The organism is Pseudomonas alvandae (assembly GCF_019141525.1).
GTDB classification, from domain to species: domain Bacteria; phylum Pseudomonadota; class Gammaproteobacteria; order Pseudomonadales; family Pseudomonadaceae; genus Aquipseudomonas; species Aquipseudomonas alvandae.
Genome location: NZ_CP077080.1, coordinates 3388734 through 3403693, shown reverse-complemented (window position 1 = coordinate 3403693; position 14960 = coordinate 3388734). Strand labels below are relative to the sequence as shown.

Here is a 14960-nt window from a genome sequence, read left to right as displayed (position 1 = left end):
CCGGCGCGGCTATCCCGGCATCCATGCCGGGATGCCCACTGCGCAAGACCTGCGTTCGGCCAGCGTGGTTTAACGGGGCGCTGAGATCAAGATCAAGATCCAAAGCAAGATCCAAAGCAAGAGCAAGAGCAAGAGCAAGAGCAAGAGCAAGAGCAAGAGCGGGGCATCAGCCAGGATTTATTTGGCTGAACCACCGCTATCGCGAGCAAGCCCGCTCCCACATTGGATTTTCGGCAGCCATCCAATGCAGATACGCCGCAGAACAGTGTGGGAGCGAGCCTGCTCGCGAAGAGGCCGGTACATGAAGCATCTTCATCGACTGGCACTCCGCCTTCGCGCGCAGGCTCGCTCCCACATGACAAAGAGCGGAAACGCTACTTGCAAACATAAACCTTGCGCACATAAACCCCGCTCTTCCAGGCGCAAGGAGCCCCCCGGGGCACAAACACCGTATCCCCAGTCCCCACCGCCAACCCCGTGCCATCCGCCAGTTGAAGAACGATGTTGCCCTCGGTCAAATGCATCAGCTCATGCATCGCATGCGGCCTCGCCCGGCGGGTGTAGGGCGTCGAGTCCCAGATGCCGATGCGCAGGTTCGTCGCTTCTTCGATAAACAGATTGTTCGAACGGCATTGCGGTGTCGGCCCCAGCAGGATCTCTTCACTCGGAGGCGTCGAGGGCGAGAGCAATGTTTGTGGCGCAAGGAACATCAGCCCGACATTGCCCACTTCGGCAGGCTGGATATCGGCGCAGAAAGCCCAGAGAGAATCCGGTTGTGCCTCGATCCGGATCGACGTGCCACGGGCAATCACGGCGCTGTCTCCCGGATTGAGCCGGAGCGTCTGTTCCTGGCTCCGCAGGGTGACCTGTCCCGCGTGCACCACGATCGTTTCGCTGTAGGGATATTCATCGACGCTGAACTCGCCACTCGCGTGGACCACGCCGGCAGCGATGTCATCCGCCGCGACATAGGCAATGCGCCGGTCGAAAGGATCGTTGGCCCCCAATGAACCGGAAGTGAACGCGGTTGAGGCCGGGCGGCCGTCGGCGTGGGCCAGCAGCACTGCGGTGGGCTCTAGCATGATGCGGTGTCTCCGAGGGTAATAACGATGAAGGGGAGGTCAGCCGATGGCCTGGGTCACCAGGGCAAACTGATGGATGCCGCCACTGGCCTGCGGCGGGGTACCGCGGGCCATTTGCGCGACGGTGTCGACTTGCTTCAGTCCGGCTTCTTCAAGCCAGGGCCCCAGCTCGCAGTCGGAAGGGATGTCCATGCGCAGGAAAGCGTCCGGTGCCCGGGCCAACAGCACCGCGATCAAATGCTTGGCCTGTTGTGGATTTTCCGCGACGACCGGGCCGATATAACGCCCACGACCGAAAGAGCGCAGGAGGGCGAAGGCGCGTAGCTGGCCATCGCGCTCGATACCGACGGCGTGCTCGGTACTGTCGAACAGATCGTTGAGCACGGCGCGCCTGTCCAAGCCGCTGCCCGCGTTGGCCAGTTCGATTTGCTGGCGTCGATCGGCGTTGGTCAATTCGCGGCAGCGTTCGTCAGTTGGCAGGGCAGGAACGGCGGGGACAAGTACGTGACCCTGATGCTGTTGGATATGCCCAAAGTCAACGAAGCCCTGGCTGGCATAAAGTGGGGCGCCGGCCAGCGTCGCGTTGAGCATCGGGATTTTCGATCCGCATGCCTCGAGCGCCAGCTCCATGAGCCTGCGACCGATGCCTTGGCCCTGGTATTCGTCACTGACAATCACCAGGCCGATCGTGGCGTAGTCACCTTGCGCACAGGTGAACGCGGTACCGATCAGGCGGTCGTCGTCCTGCGCAACGAAACCCTGCGAGACGCGTTGCAGCATGGCCCAGTCCTCCAGGCGGTGGGGCCATTTCAATTGCACGGACAAGGCGTGGGCCGATTCCAGGTCGGCGCCGGTCATGGGGCGAAAGGTATACGCGGGGCGTTGCGAGTTAGGCATGACTTAGCTCCGTGGACAGGGCCGAAACCGGTGGGATTTCGCCGCTGAAAGTGTGTGTATCTCACCTGCCAATTGGCCTGGCAAGGGGCCGGCAATGATTCGGCAGATTGCATGAGTGGCGTCGTCCATGGCCGCAGTTCTTGCTCAAATCCGCAGCACGCACGGCAATAAATTCCAGCGATCTTGCGTCGAAAAAAAGGCAAGCCCAGATCAATAACAGCGCTTGCGATCAACCTCGCCGAGCATCGATTCATTGCGTTGATGCCGACGGATATTGTCCAGCAATACGCCAAAGGCACTTTCAGGTTGGGTCATCGCCGCGATATGCGGCGTCAGCCAGATTTGCGGGTGTTCCCAGAAAGGGTGATCCGCCGCCGCTGGCTCCTGTTGCAACACATCGAGCACCGCCGCACTGAGCTGGCCGCTGGCAAGCGCTTCAAGCAGATCCGCTTCCACCAGGTGTGCGCCCCGGCCCATGTTGACCAGGGCGGCCCCCTTGGGCAGATGCTGGAACAACCGGTGATCGAGAATCCCTCTGGTCTGCTCGGTCAATGGCAAGACGCACAGCACGATGTCGCATTGGCCGAGAAACGCCGGGAGCTGTTCGCTACCGGCAAAGCAGTCCACCCCGGCGATGTGATGCTCGCTGCGCGCCCAGCCTGACAAGGCAAAACCAAAGGTCTGCAAGGTGCTGAGAATCTGCCGGGCCTGCGTGCCGAGGCCCATCACGCCGACCCGGCGCTTGGCGGCCGGCTGCAGCAGATGAGCCTGCCAGCACCGGGCCAACTGTTGCTGGCGATAGCGGAGCATATCCCGGTGCAGCCCGAGGACGGCGAAACTGGCGTATTCGCACATGCCTTGGGTGATGCCCGGGTCAAGTAGACGTACCACTGGCAGGGAAGCAGGCAACAGGTCGAGGTCGAGCTGGTCGACCCCGGCCGACAGCGCGAACAACACCTCCAGGTTCGGCAACAGGGTTTCGAGGTCGTCCGGCGCCTGCCAGGCGGCCAGGTAGCGAATATCACGCGGATCGCCGATGTCGGGCCAGGCACGCCATTCGATGTCCGGAGCGTGCTCGGCGAATAGACGTTTCCATTGTTCACCGCGTACCGGGTCGGCTTTATAAAGCAGGGCCATGGATGACTTCTCACACTGGATCGGGAACCTCCAGCATGCCCGAGTGGCGAAGCAGGATGTTTCGAAAGCGCCGGCATAACTGCCTGCCACTGCGGTGTTGAAGGCTTTTATCGGCAGATTCCATGGGGCTGGAGCCGGCTGATGGAATCTGCTGTTTAGCGGGGTGAAAACAGTCGATCCGAATTTCCCGGAGGCCAAGTTCGGCTTAGACAATTGCGTCGAACGCTTAACCTGTGGGACACATCGCAGCCGTTTCCCGGTTGCCTGGTTCACTGTGGGAGATGCCATGAACAGTAAAGTCGAAGAAACCCCGAACTTGCTTCGTCAACGTGATCAATTCGTGCCCAGGGGATTGGTCACCGCGCATCCGCTGGTCATCGACCGGGCTCAGGGCGCAGAGGTCTGGGATGTGGATGGCAAGCGTTATCTGGACTTCGTCGGCGGCATCGGCGTCTTGAACATCGGCCACAATCACCCGAACGTGGTCGCCGCAGTGCAAGCCCAGTTGCAAAAGGTCAGCCATGCGTGTTTCCAGGTGGTGGCCTACAAACCCTATCTCGACTTGGTGAAACGCCTGTGCGCATTGGTCGGTGGCCAGGACGCCTACAAGGCGGCGCTGTTCACGTCTGGCGCCGAGGCGGTGGAGAACGCGGTGAAGATCGCTCGCGCCCACACCAATCGGCCAGCGGTGATTGCGTTCCGTGGCGGATTTCATGGGCGTACCTTGCTCGGCACGACGCTGACCGGCATGAGCCAACCGTACAAGCAGAACTTCGGGCCTCTCGCTCCGGAGGTGTTTCATACGCCGTACCCGAACGCCTATCGCGGTTTCACCAGCGAGATGGCCTTGCAGGCCCTTAACGAATTGCTGGCGACCCAAGTCGCCCCGGATCGGGTCGCGGCGATCATCATCGAGCCGGTGCAGGGTGATGGCGGCTTCCTTACCGCGCCGCCGGAATTTCTCCAGGCGCTGCGCCGCCTGACCGAGCAACATGGCATCGTGCTCATTCTCGACGAAATCCAGACCGGTTTCGGCCGCACCGGCACATGGTTCGGTTTCCAGCACGCCGGGATCCAGCCGGACCTGGTGACCGTCGCCAAGAGTCTCGCCGGCGGCTTGCCGATATCAGGCGTCGTGGGACGTGCGCAGATCATGGATGCGCCGTTGCCCGGTGGCCTGGGTGGCACCTATGGCGGTAACGCCCTGGCGTGTGCGGCCGCGTTGGCGGTGATCGACACTTACGAGCAGGACCGGTTGATCGAGCGCGGCCAACTATTGGCCGAGCGTTTGCGCCAGGGCCTGCTGCGCTTGCAGGCACGTTACCCACGTATCGGTGACGTGCGCGGTACCGGTTTCATGTTGGCCATCGAATTGATCAAGGACGATGAAGCGCGCAGTCCTGATGCCGAACTCACCCAACAACTGATCGATCAGGCCAGGGTAGGCGGATTGCTGGTGATCAAATGCGGGGTGTACCGGAATGTGCTGCGTTTCCTTGCGCCCCTGGTCACTGAAGAAAATCAGATCGACGAAGCCCTGGTCATACTTGAAGCCGCGTTGTCACGGGTGTTGAGTTGATTCCAGGTCCCGGTCGGCAGCCAGTGAGCCTGCGCCGACCGAAGGCCTTTGGAGCACATGGATGCATCACGGGAGGCGACACACATGCACCTGACTGATTATCGCGCGCTGCTGATTGATTGCGACGAAGTCCTGGTCGATCGGGACTCCGGTATCTGGACGGCCTTGCAACCTTTGCTCGAAAGCCACCCAGGCGCGCTTGCCAGGGAAGCGGTGCTGGCAGAGTTCGACGCGGCGGTGCGCGGGCTCTATCCGCGTTTTTCCGAGCTGGGTTTCAGTGGCCTGTTGTGCTTTGCCCACCGTCAGTTGGCCGAGCGCCTGGGGCTCAAGGCCAACTGGGAGGAGGGCATGAGTTTTGCCCGTTCGGCCAGTACCTGGTCGCTGTTCGAAGACGCACCCGGTGCCATGTTGTACCTGCGCAAATTCTATCGACTGCTGGTGTATTGCGACCGCGACGCCGAAGACCGTGACAGCCTCTGCGAGCGTTTGGGCATTCCACCCGAGGACCTGCATTCACGGGCCATCAATCCGTTGGAAGACGAAGCCTGGCTGCTGGCGAACACGCTCCAGCCTGAGCACATCATGCAGGTGTCCAAGGCCTCCGAGCGCTTACAGAAGTCGGCGGGGTTATGCCTGATCCGCCGTGGCCCGGAACAACCCACCGAAGAACAATCCGCCGATTTCCACATCACCAGCATGGCGGATCTGGTGGCCCAGCATCAGCTATCTTTGCGACGTTGAATTTGCTAAAACCACTGTCACTGAACGGCAATAATGGGGTACCCGATGGAAGGTTTAATCAAACTAGACCGAATTGATATCAGTATCCTTGTCGAACTTCAGAAGGACGGTCGAATGACCAACGTCAGCCTTGCCGATGCCGTGGGGCTGTCCTCCAGCCCTTGCCTGCAGCGGGTCAAGCGCCTTGAGTCGGCCGGCTACATTTCCGGGTACAGAGCGCACCTGAACCTGGCCAAGATCACCGATTCGGTGACGGTCTTCACCGAAATCACCCTCAGCGACCATAAACGCGAAGACTTCGCCAAGTTTGAATCCAACATTCGCCTGGTCGACGAGGTACTTGAGTGCCATTTGATCAGCGGTGGCTACGATTACCTGGTGCGTTTCATGACATGCAGCATCCAGCATTATCAGGAAGTGATCGAAGGGCTGCTGGACAAGAACATCGGTATTTCCAAGTACTTCAGTTACATCGTCATCAAATCCCCGGTGCTCAAGGACGGGGTGCCGCTGCGCAGGCTATTGCGCCACTGATTCGCTTGTGAATCAGCGCCCGGGCGCCTTGTTCTCCACCAGACAGTTGCCGCCATCCACCACCATGACCTCACCGGTGATGTAGCTGGACTCAGCGGATGCCAGGAAAGCCACCAAGGCGGCGACTTCTTCGGGGCGTCCCGCCCGGCCCATTGGCGTATAGCCCGCTGCATGGGCTTCTTCGGCGGTGGTCGAGCCGGTAGCGATCCAGCCGGGCGCGACGCAGTTGACCGTGATTCCCTGGCGGGCCACTTCCAGCGCCAAGCCCATGCTCATCCCCACCATGGCCGCCTTCGCAGCGCTATAGGCAGCCTCGCCGGGGTTGCTGCAGCGGGTGCCGGTGGTGGAGCTGATATTGACGATGCGGCCATAATTGCGCGCCTGCATGCCGGGCAGGACGGCGCGGGTCAGCAGGAACGCCGTTGTCAGGTTCCGGGCCAGTGACAGGTTCCATGTTTCCAGATCCAAAGTCGCCACTTCGGCAAACGACTCCGGGCTGCCTTGCATGGCCATGCCCGCGTTGTTCACCAACACATCGATGCGCCCCCACACTGACTCGGCCCACAGGCCGAAATCACGCACTTGTCGTTCATCGGTGAGGTCAAGGGCCCGTCCTTCGACTTCAAAACCTTCGCCCCGCAGCTCTTCGACACGTTGCACAATGCGCGCGCTGCTGGCGGTGACGACCAGCCTGGCACCGGCGGCGCCCAGCCTCCGTGCGATCGCCATACCGATTCCCATCTCGCTGCCAACCCCGCTGATCAGAGCCACGGGGTTCTTTCCGGTTGTGTCTGGCATGGCATTTCCCAGTTGTTTTCGTGAGGGCTACGGAGCAAGGCTGCGGGTGACAAGAGCCGCAGGCCAGTATGGCATCTCGGAAACGATTTCTGACAAGAATGTCAGGCAGCGGTCAGTCTCCGGACACCTTCGCTGTCTAGACTCTTTAGGTTGCCCCGCTTCCGGAGAGGAGATACCTGATGCGCTTGCTCATTGTCGAGGACGAAGAAAAAACCTCTTCCTATGTTCACCGTGGCTTGAGCGAGCTCGGCTACATTGTCGATGTCGCGACGAATGGCATCGATGGCCTGCACTGTGCGTTGGAAATGGAATACGACGTGGTGATCCTGGATGTCATGTTGCCGGGCAAGGACGGCTACGGCGTGTTGCAGGGGCTGCGTCTGCGCAAGAAGACCCCGGTCATCATGTTGTCGGCAAGGGGCACGGTAGACGATCGCGTCCGGGGGTTGCGAGAGGGCGCCGATGACTACCTGGCCAAGCCCTTTTCCTTTGCCGAACTGGTCGCGCGCGTCCAGGCATTGATCCGGCGGCGCGCCGATGACGCGGTCGATCCCACGCACCTGCGCATCGACGACCTGGAGGTCGACCTGCAGGCTCGCAAGGTCACCCGTGCCGGGTTGCGGTTGGACCTGACGGCCAAGGAGTTCTGTCTGTTGAGCCTGCTGGCCCGGCACCAGGGCGAGATTCTTTCCAAATTGATGATTGCCGAGCAGGTCTGGGACATGAATTTCGACAGCGACGCCAACGTGGTCGAAGTGGCGATCAAGCGTGTGCGCGCCAAGGTTGATGCGCCGTATCCGCGCAAATTGCTACATACCGTCCGGGGGATGGGTTATGTGCTGGAGAGCCGCGAAGCAAGTGACAGGCAAGTCGGTGCGCTGTGATGAAAAGCTCGATCTCCAAGCGGCTCGCCCTGATGTTTGCCCTCGCGGTCATGCTCATCACCGCCGTCTGCGCGACGTTGTTGCGCTGTTCCTTGAAGCAATCGCTCGAAGACCAGATGCAAAACGAGCTGACCCTGCGCCACTCGGTTCTCGACCCGGTGCTGGCGAAATATGACTCTCCGGAATTCTGGGTGGGGCTGCGGCAGAAGCTCGACGGTCTGACGCCCGCCGACGAACGCGTGCGCTATTGGGTCCTGGTGGACAATCCGACGTACAGCTATGGCGGTGCGATGCCGGATGGCCGGGACTGGTCGACGCGCCCGGATGGATTTTCCAGCGTCACCATACCTGGCCGGGACCGCCCCATGGTCCTGCTGGTCGAGACCATTGCCGCCATGGGCAGCCGCCCGGAGTTGCGTTTTATCGTGGGGCTCGACTCAACGCCGTTCATGAAGACCCTGGATCATTTCACCAAGACATTGATCCTCACGTCGGCGCTAGGCGTAGTGCTGGTCGCACTGCTGGGCTATTGGATCGCGCGTTTTGGCCTGGCACCCGTCCGGCGCTTGAGCCGCCAGGCCAACAGCCTGCCGCCGGGGGATTCGAAACAACGCTTGGACACCGAGGCGCTGCCTGGGGAATTGCAGGAACTGGCGGTGTCGTTCAACGGTGCCCTGGCGCGCCAGGAAGCCGCCTGGTGCCAGCTCGAAGGGTTCAACGCCAATGTTGCCCATGAACTGCGCACGCCCTTGACCAACCTGATTGGCCAGACCCAGGTCGCGCTGGCCCACGGACGAGACGTGAATGAGCTTCAGGACTTGCTGCAATCGAACCTCGAAGAGCTGGAGCGGATGGGCACCATCGTCAATGACATGCTGTTCCTGGCGGGTGCGGAAAGCGGGCAGCGGGCCACTGAACTCAGCGACGTGTCGCTCTGCGAAGAGGCGTCGAAGACCGTGGAGTACCTGGAACCGGTCTTGCACGACAAGCAGCTGAACGTGGTGATCCAAGGCGACATGCGGGTGCGTATTGACCGACGCCTGTTCCACCGATCCCTGGCCAATCTGATCCAGAACGCGGCGCGATACGCGGTGCCGACCAGCACGATCACGGTGAGCCTGGTCAGCCATGGCATGCAGGCCGAGGTCAGCGTCTCCAATGCCGGTGAGCCCATTGAAAATGTGCATCTGGAACGTCTGTTCGAGCGTTTCTACCGAGCCGATGCCGCGAGGGCCAGGAGTGACGCACATCATGGCCTGGGGCTTTCCATCGTGCGGGCGGTAGCCTCCATGCACGGCGGGCGGGTGTTCGCCCATAGCAAGGACGGGGTCAACACCTTCGGGTTCTCTCTGACGAGCCAGCCAGCGCGTTAATCAACTCAGCGTCTCCGCTGGCCGGACGGCCGCTTTCGCGAGCAAGCCCGCTCCCACAGTGGATCTCCAGCGAACCTGCAACCCATGCCCGCCACAACCCCCTGTGGGAGCGGGCTTGCCCGCAATGGCGGCGGCACATTCGGCATTGATGTGACAGAGCCACCGCTTTCGCGAGCAAGCCCGCCCCCACACTGGTTCTTCAGCGAACCTGCAACCCATGCCCGCCACAACCCCCTGTGGGAGCGAGCTTGCTCGCGAAGACGCCGGCACATTCAACATCTTCCTCAACTGGAACTCCACCATCGCGAGCGAGCTCGCTCCCACACTTGGCCATCGCGCTCGCGTTTGACATGTTCCTGTCAGTCACCCGTCACCTTGACGTCAGCGTCCCCCTCCTAGAGTGCAACCACCATCCCGGTCAGGACAGTGGAGTACACCATGAATATTCAAAACTTTTCGGTCGCCAGCCTGCTGGCAGTGATCACGTTGAGCGGTTCGCCTCTGTTTGCCAAGGAACAGACCCAGGCTCCGGCCTATGAATACGGTATGCCGCTGGACATTGCGCAGGCGGTTCGTATCGATGAGCCGAAATCAACCGTATGCGAAGTCGGGCAAGCAACGATGACTTACGTCGACACGCACGGGCAGATTCGTCACGTCACCTTCCTTCAACAGACAGACGCCTGCGCCATTCAGTAAGCCCGGTCGCACCAGTTTGCCATCCAACCAAGGAACTCAAATCATGTGGAACAGAGCAATCACCCCCGCAGGCGGCTTTCTATACACCATCAGCCAGCTCATGAGGCGGACCCGAACGTTGACGGCCGGCGTCGCACTCCTCAGTGCGATGAGCACCGAAGCATCGGACCGGGCGGTGCCCAAACCCGACTGGTCGACCCACGACATGCCTTCACAGAAGGGCCGGATTGCCCTGGTAACCGGCGGCACCAGCGGTATGGGCTATGAGGACGCCCTGGCACTTGCGCGGGCGGGGGCCGAGGTCATCATCGCGGCGCGCAACCCGGAGCGGGGTGCGGACGCCATCAAGCGTATCCGCGAGGCCGTACCCGACGCCAAGTTGCAGTTCGAGTCCGTGGACCTGGCCAACCTGTCTTCGGTGCGCGGCCTGGCCGAGCGTCTCAACCAGCGGCTGCCGCGCCTGGACGTGTTGATCAACAATGCAGCCATCATGGCGCCGCCTGAGCGAGGCACCTCCGCCGATGGCTTCGAGCTTCAGCTGGCAACCAACTACCTCGGACATTTCGCGCTGACCGGCCTGCTGGTTCCGCTCCTGCGGCAAAGCGACGATGCCCGGGTGGTGAGCCTTTCCAGCATCGCGGCCACGCGCGGCGCAGTGAATTTCGACGACCTGCAGTCCGAGCAGAAATACGACCCTTATGCCGCCTACGCCCAGTCGAAACTGGCCATCTTGCAGTGGTCGTTCGCGTTGCAACGGCGCAGTGACGAACAGAAGTGGGGGATCCGCAGCATCGCCGCGCATCCTGGCGTGGCCGTCACTGAACTGATCGCCCGGGGCCCGGGCGTCAACAGCGAGTTCGGCCAGCGCTGGGCGAAGGATCGCGATGCATACCACTCTGCGGCTCAAGGCGCGCTGCCCACCTTGTATGCGGCGACTGCCGAGCAGGCCGTTGGCGGCGCCTATTACGGGCCGACCGGCGATGACGAAAAACGCGGTCCGCTGGGGTTCGCCAAGACGCCACCGGCCGCGACCAACGAAGCGGATGCCGAACGACTCTGGGCGACCTCCGAGCGCCTGACCGGCGTTACCTATCGCTGATCCTATCCAGGGCGCGGGCATCGGCCTCGCGCCCGTCCCGTAGCCTTCTTTCTGGAGTTCCCATGAGTACGATGACGTTCGTACAGCGGCTGAGCCTTGCCCTTAACGCCCATGACGGTGAACTGCGTCCGGCGCTGTGTGGCTTCCTGCTGTTTCTTTGCCTGTTTACCGGTTACTTCATGCTGCGCCCGATCCGTGAGTCGATGGGCATTGCGGCGGGCGTGGAAAACCTGCAATGGCTATTCACCGCGACTTTCCTGGTGATGCTGGCAGCCGTTCCGTTATTCGCCTGGCTCAGTTCCCGAGTGCCGCGGCTGCGCCTGATCGATTGGGTGTATGGCTTCTTTGGCATCAATCTGCTGATGTTCGTCGAGTTTTTCCAGTTCCTTCCAGACAGTGTCTGGCTCGCCCGGGTGTTTTACGTCTGGATATCGGTTTACAACCTGTTCGTCGTTTCGGTGGCGTGGAGCTTGATGGCGGATGTGTTCGACAGTGAGCAGGCCAAGCGCCTGTTTGCATTCATCGCCGCCGGCGCCAGCGTCGGCGGCCTGCTGGGGCCCGCGCTGAGCGCGCTGTTGATCAACGCGGTGGGAGCGTCAGGCTTGATGCTGCTCGCGGCTGTGTTGCTCGGTGCCACGCTGGTGTTGAAACGGACCTTGATGAGCTGGCGCGGACAGGGCGGGGCGGGGCGACCTGGTGCAGCACCCACGCAAAACCCGCGGCAGCCACTGGCCGGCAATCCGTTCAGCGGGATGGTCGCGGTGTTCAGATCGCCTTATCTGGTGGGAATCGCCGGCTTCGTGGTGCTGCTGGCGACGGTCAGCACGTTTCTCTATTTCGAGCAGGCGCGCCTGGTAGCCGAGCACTACCCGGACCGGGCATCGCAGGTTCGTATCTTCAGCACCCTCGATATCATCGTGCAGGCCGGCGCATTGCTGTCCCAATTGTTCATCACCGGTCGTATCGCGCCGAGGTTGGGCGTGCGTGCTTTGCTGGCGGTCGTGCCGTTGCTCATGTGCGTCGGTTTCCTGGGCCTCGCCCTGGCGCCGGGCTTTGCGCTGCTTGCAACCTTGATGATCGTGCGACGAATCGGCGAGTACGCGTTTGTCCGGCCCGGCAGGGAAATGTTATTTGCGCCCCTGGATGCCGAGAGCAAATACAAAGCCAAGAACTTCATCGACACCGTGGTCTATCGCGCCGGCGATGCCGTGAGTGGCTGGGCCAAGAGCCTGCTCGATCAGATCGGCCAAGGTGCAGGCGTGGCGGCGATGGTGGGGGCGTGCTGCGCGTTGTTGTGGGGATACCTGGGTTGGCAACTCGGACGACAGGCGGATTATGCCGCTTCAAGGGAGCTACGCCTGGCGGCTATTTCGGCAAGAGCGTGAAGAACGTGAAGAACGTGAAGAACGTCATCTGAATGATTTTTCTCACGCTCGCTACGCTCATTTGAACGTATGGACCAGCGCAGCCTCTGACACTAGGCTTTGTACGAAAAGTGCCTGCGCGACGATCATGCTGCGTTGAAAACAGGCTCGGAATGCTCATTGACAACCAGTCAACTCCGCTTCCTCGCCTGTTTTCGCCTTGCCTGATCGCCGCTCGGCGACTTTTCGTACAAACCCTAATGCAGGGCGAGCGCACGTCGCCCATTCCCGCTCGGAGGACAAGTTCACATGAAGATTCTAATGGTGCTTACATCCCACGATCAGTTGGGCGACACCGGCAAGAAGACGGGGTTCTGGCTGGAAGAGTTCGCCACTCCGTACTACGTGTTTGTCGACGCCAAGGCGACGGTCACGCTTGCGTCTCCAAAGGGCGGGCAGCCACCACTGGACCCCAAGAGCGACGAGGAGAGTGCCCAGACCGACGCAACGCGCCGCTTTGCCACGGATACCCAGGCTCAAGCCGCATTGGCAAGCACGGTGCCGTTGGGCGAGGTTGATCCCTATAACTTCGATGCCGTGTTCTATCCGGGCGGCCATGGCCCCCTTTGGGACTTGGCCGAGGACACCGACTCCAAGACGCTTATCGAAGCTTTTTATGCCGCGAACAAACCCATCGCCGCCGTCTGTCACGCGCCGGGAGTGTTCAAGAACGTCAACGCACCCGATGGCCAGCCCGTGGTGAAAGGCAAGAAAGTCACCGGCTTCACCAACTCCGAGGAAGAGGCGGTGGGCCTGACGCAAGTGGTGCCGTTCCTGGTGGAGGACATGCTCAAGGCCAAAGGCGGCGAATATTCCAAAGGCGCGGACTGGGGCAGTTACGTCGTCGAGGATGGTCACCTGATCACCGGCCAGAACCCTGCCTCGTCGGAAGCGGCGGCCAAGGCGCTGCTCAAGCGGCTGAAGCAGGAACTGAGCGCTTGAGGCGACTTTGTGGGGCGGCCAGCCGGTTCGCCCTTTGCCAGCGCGCTCAACGGCGGGGGAGGATCGATCATGCAAGACCCTTTCAACCTGGCGCGCTTCGTCGAGGCGCAGCGTCCGGTATTCAGTCGCGTCATGGACGAACTGCGCGCCGGGCGGAAGAAGAGTCACTGGATGTGGTTCATCTTTCCGCAACTGCAAGGGCTCGGTCGTTCCGAAATGGCCAGCCTCTTCGGGATTTCCGGCCTTGCCGAGGCTCGCGCATACCTGCAACACGATGTGCTCGGACCCCGACTGGAGGAGACCGTGATGACGGTCCTGCAGCACAGCGGGACCAGCGCCGAGCGGATATTTGGCTCACCCGATGATTTGAAGTTTCGCTCCTGTCTTACGCTGTTTATCAGCGCCCAGTCGGGATCTCCACTGTATCAACAGGCGCTCGATCGGTTTTATTCGGGCGAGCCGGATCGACGGACGCTCGACCTGCTTGCTCGGCAGGTATGAAGCGGTCCACGTTCGCAAACCACCACAGGGCGGCCACTCCCAGAAGGACTGTCAACCCAGCCAGGACCAGGATGACCTGTTGCGTCCCCAAAGGCGCCGCCAGCAGCGCCACCAGCAAACCGGCCAGTGGCTGTGACAGGTTGTTGAGCAACGTGATCACCCCGACGGTCTTGCCGAAGTCCTGGGGCGGAATGACCCGTTGGCGAATGGTGCGCACGTAGACGTTGAACATCTTGTCGAAACCGACGATCAACAGGAAGCCCAGGACATAGCCCGACAGGTTTGGACTCAGGGCACTGATCACCCCGCCTGCAGCGATCATCGAATAGCCAATTCCCCCTAAGACCCGCAGGGGCAGGGTTACTCGCGCGAGGAGCAACAGGATAAAGATCGTGGTTGCGGCGCCAGCCGCCTGCAAGCCGGCGTAGTGGTCCTTGCCGGCACCGTACTCGCCGATCACCATGGCGGCCGAAGTGGCCAAGGTGACGCCGACAATCAGGTTGACGCCCACCGCCAGCGCGATGATCTTTTTCAGTTCCGCCAGGTTGCGGATATGCCCGAAGGCGATCCGCAGGGGCTGTAGCCAGATGTCCTGGTGCTGCTCGTACACTTCCAGGCTTACCCGGCTGAGTCGTTGCCATACCCGCATGCCCAGGTCGGCGAGCAGGAACAGCGCGGCGACCCACAGCACCACCCAGTGCCATGCCCAGATATCCAACAACAATGCCGCCACCAATGGGCCGAGCACCAGTCCGGTCTGGTCGGCAATTTGTGAATAGGACAAGGTCTTGGTGTAGCTGTAATGCCGGAAGACATACGGCATCAGCACTTCGCGGGCCATGATGCCTTGGGTGGTCAGCACGCCACAGACGGCTGAAAGCACCACGACCCAGGCAATGCCGCCAAAAACGCCGTAGAGCGCCATCGCCAACAGACAAAGCAGCGCCCGATAGACCTGGCTGATATGCAGGATCCTGATCGGTGAATACTTGTCGCACAGGGCGCCGCACAATGGGAAAGCGAGAAAGCGCGGCAGTGATTCGACGAAGAACGCCAACCCGGCCCATGAAGCGCTGTTGGTGGTCTGGAACACTACCAGCGGCACGATGAACAACAGGATCTGGTCCGCCAGCCTCGATAGAAACAGCGAGATGAAAAAAGCCAAGTAATCCTTTCGCATGGAAACATCCTGTGACGAGGCGAAGCGGCGCACGCCACACACACTGACAGAATCAGGTCGGGGATTGAAGCGGGGTCGGCATCGGCTCGA

15 protein-coding genes are annotated in these 14960 nt (G+C 61.3%); 10 read left to right on the top strand and 5 right to left on the bottom strand.

Annotated elements, in window-relative coordinates:
* Positions 1 to 374: 374 nt before the first annotated feature.
* The 3 genes from KSS97_RS15180 to KSS97_RS15170 all read right to left on the bottom strand — a co-directional run bounded on the left by KSS97_RS15180 (position 375) and on the right by KSS97_RS15170 (position 3116).
* The gene (locus KSS97_RS15180) at positions 375 to 1082 is read right to left on the bottom strand and encodes a cupin domain-containing protein (RefSeq protein WP_030138923.1); all 708 of its coding nucleotides are present in this window, start codon (positions 1080 to 1082) and stop codon (positions 375 to 377) included.
* Positions 1083 to 1121: 39 nt separating this feature from the next.
* The gene (locus KSS97_RS15175) at positions 1122 to 1979 is read right to left on the bottom strand and encodes a GNAT family N-acetyltransferase (protein WP_217859500.1); all 858 of its coding nucleotides are present in this window, start codon (positions 1977 to 1979) and stop codon (positions 1122 to 1124) included.
* A gap of 210 nt (positions 1980 to 2189) precedes the next feature.
* Positions 2190 to 3116 (bottom strand): 2-hydroxyacid dehydrogenase, encoded by a 927-nt coding sequence (locus KSS97_RS15170; protein ID WP_217859499.1) that lies wholly within the window; start codon positions 3114 to 3116, stop codon positions 2190 to 2192.
* Between the two features lie 286 nt (positions 3117 to 3402).
* On the opposite strand from KSS97_RS15170, the gene gabT reads away from it, so the two are divergent.
* From gabT to KSS97_RS15155, 3 genes are all read left to right on the top strand, one after another.
* The gene (gabT, locus tag KSS97_RS15165; RefSeq protein WP_217859498.1) at positions 3403 to 4695 is read left to right on the top strand and encodes a 4-aminobutyrate--2-oxoglutarate transaminase; all 1293 of its coding nucleotides are present in this window, start codon (positions 3403 to 3405) and stop codon (positions 4693 to 4695) included.
* Positions 4696 to 4779: 84 nt separating this feature from the next.
* On the top strand, positions 4780 to 5436 hold the full coding sequence (locus KSS97_RS15160; RefSeq protein WP_198796471.1) for an HAD family hydrolase: 657 nt from the start codon (positions 4780 to 4782) through the stop codon (positions 5434 to 5436).
* A 45-nt stretch (positions 5437 to 5481) separates the two neighbouring features.
* Positions 5482 to 5970, top strand: a complete 489-nt coding sequence (locus KSS97_RS15155) for an Lrp/AsnC family transcriptional regulator (RefSeq protein ID WP_008146530.1) — start codon at positions 5482 to 5484, stop codon at positions 5968 to 5970.
* 12 nt (positions 5971 to 5982) lie between these two features.
* Here KSS97_RS15155 and KSS97_RS15150 read toward each other — a convergent pair whose 3' ends face one another.
* On the bottom strand, positions 5983 to 6768 hold the full coding sequence (locus tag KSS97_RS15150; protein WP_217859497.1) for an SDR family NAD(P)-dependent oxidoreductase: 786 nt from the start codon (positions 6766 to 6768) through the stop codon (positions 5983 to 5985).
* Between the two features lie 179 nt (positions 6769 to 6947).
* Here KSS97_RS15150 and KSS97_RS15145 point away from each other — a divergent pair, with 179 nt between their 5' ends.
* From KSS97_RS15145 to KSS97_RS15115, 7 genes are all read left to right on the top strand, one after another.
* The gene (locus KSS97_RS15145; RefSeq protein ID WP_030138917.1) at positions 6948 to 7652 is read left to right on the top strand and encodes a heavy metal response regulator transcription factor; all 705 of its coding nucleotides are present in this window, start codon (positions 6948 to 6950) and stop codon (positions 7650 to 7652) included.
* Positions 7652 to 9025 carry a heavy metal sensor histidine kinase gene (locus tag KSS97_RS15140; protein WP_217859496.1) on the top strand — a complete coding sequence of 458 codons (1374 nt, stop codon included), beginning with the start codon at positions 7652 to 7654 and terminating at the stop codon, positions 9023 to 9025. The genes KSS97_RS15145 and KSS97_RS15140 overlap by 1 nt, the downstream gene beginning before the upstream one ends.
* 438 nt (positions 9026 to 9463) lie before the next feature.
* Complete coding sequence (locus KSS97_RS15135; protein WP_030138914.1) at positions 9464 to 9724, top strand: DUF2790 domain-containing protein; 261 nt, start codon at positions 9464 to 9466, stop codon at positions 9722 to 9724.
* Between the two features lie 148 nt (positions 9725 to 9872).
* On the top strand, positions 9873 to 10823 hold the full coding sequence (locus KSS97_RS15130) for an SDR family oxidoreductase (RefSeq protein WP_407683746.1): 951 nt from the start codon (positions 9873 to 9875) through the stop codon (positions 10821 to 10823).
* A gap of 62 nt (positions 10824 to 10885) precedes the next feature.
* Positions 10886 to 12208 carry an NTP/NDP exchange transporter gene (locus KSS97_RS15125; protein WP_030138912.1) on the top strand — a complete coding sequence of 441 codons (1323 nt, stop codon included), beginning with the start codon at positions 10886 to 10888 and terminating at the stop codon, positions 12206 to 12208.
* A 288-nt stretch (positions 12209 to 12496) separates the two neighbouring features.
* Positions 12497 to 13189 carry a type 1 glutamine amidotransferase domain-containing protein gene (locus tag KSS97_RS15120; protein ID WP_217859495.1) on the top strand — a complete coding sequence of 231 codons (693 nt, stop codon included), beginning with the start codon at positions 12497 to 12499 and terminating at the stop codon, positions 13187 to 13189.
* A gap of 69 nt (positions 13190 to 13258) precedes the next feature.
* Entirely contained in the window at positions 13259 to 13690 is a 432-nt protein-coding gene (locus tag KSS97_RS15115; protein ID WP_217859494.1) for a DUF1810 domain-containing protein, read from the top strand.
* Here KSS97_RS15115 and KSS97_RS15110 read toward each other — a convergent pair.
* Positions 13587 to 14870 (bottom strand): MFS transporter, encoded by a 1284-nt coding sequence (locus tag KSS97_RS15110; RefSeq protein WP_217859493.1) that lies wholly within the window; start codon positions 14868 to 14870, stop codon positions 13587 to 13589. The genes KSS97_RS15115 and KSS97_RS15110 overlap by 104 nt on opposite strands.
* Between the last annotated feature and the right edge of the window lie 90 nt (positions 14871 to 14960).

Coding starts and splice junctions, on each gene's coding strand:
- KSS97_RS15135 (WP_030138914.1), top strand. CDS start 9,464: ATGAATATTCAAAACTTTTCGGTCGCCAGCCTGCTGGCAGTGATCACG.
- KSS97_RS15120 (WP_217859495.1), top strand. CDS start 12,497: ATGAAGATTCTAATGGTGCTTACATCCCACGATCAGTTGGGCGACACC.
- KSS97_RS15125 (WP_030138912.1), top strand. CDS start 10,886: ATGAGTACGATGACGTTCGTACAGCGGCTGAGCCTTGCCCTTAACGCC.
- KSS97_RS15175 (WP_217859500.1), bottom strand. CDS start 1,979: ATGCCTAACTCGCAACGCCCCGCGTATACCTTTCGCCCCATGACCGGC.
- KSS97_RS15180 (WP_030138923.1), bottom strand. CDS start 1,082: ATGCTAGAGCCCACCGCAGTGCTGCTGGCCCACGCCGACGGCCGCCCG.
- KSS97_RS15130 (WP_407683746.1), top strand. CDS start 9,873: ATGAGCACCGAAGCATCGGACCGGGCGGTGCCCAAACCCGACTGGTCG.
- KSS97_RS15170 (WP_217859499.1), bottom strand. CDS start 3,116: ATGGCCCTGCTTTATAAAGCCGACCCGGTACGCGGTGAACAATGGAAA.
- KSS97_RS15110 (WP_217859493.1), bottom strand. CDS start 14,870: ATGCGAAAGGATTACTTGGCTTTTTTCATCTCGCTGTTTCTATCGAGG.
- KSS97_RS15145 (WP_030138917.1), top strand. CDS start 6,948: ATGCGCTTGCTCATTGTCGAGGACGAAGAAAAAACCTCTTCCTATGTT.
- KSS97_RS15115 (WP_217859494.1), top strand. CDS start 13,259: ATGCAAGACCCTTTCAACCTGGCGCGCTTCGTCGAGGCGCAGCGTCCG.
- KSS97_RS15155 (WP_008146530.1), top strand. CDS start 5,482: ATGGAAGGTTTAATCAAACTAGACCGAATTGATATCAGTATCCTTGTC.
- KSS97_RS15140 (WP_217859496.1), top strand. CDS start 7,652: ATGAAAAGCTCGATCTCCAAGCGGCTCGCCCTGATGTTTGCCCTCGCG.
- KSS97_RS15150 (WP_217859497.1), bottom strand. CDS start 6,768: ATGCCAGACACAACCGGAAAGAACCCCGTGGCTCTGATCAGCGGGGTT.
- KSS97_RS15160 (WP_198796471.1), top strand. CDS start 4,780: ATGCACCTGACTGATTATCGCGCGCTGCTGATTGATTGCGACGAAGTC.
- gabT (WP_217859498.1), top strand. CDS start 3,403: ATGAACAGTAAAGTCGAAGAAACCCCGAACTTGCTTCGTCAACGTGAT.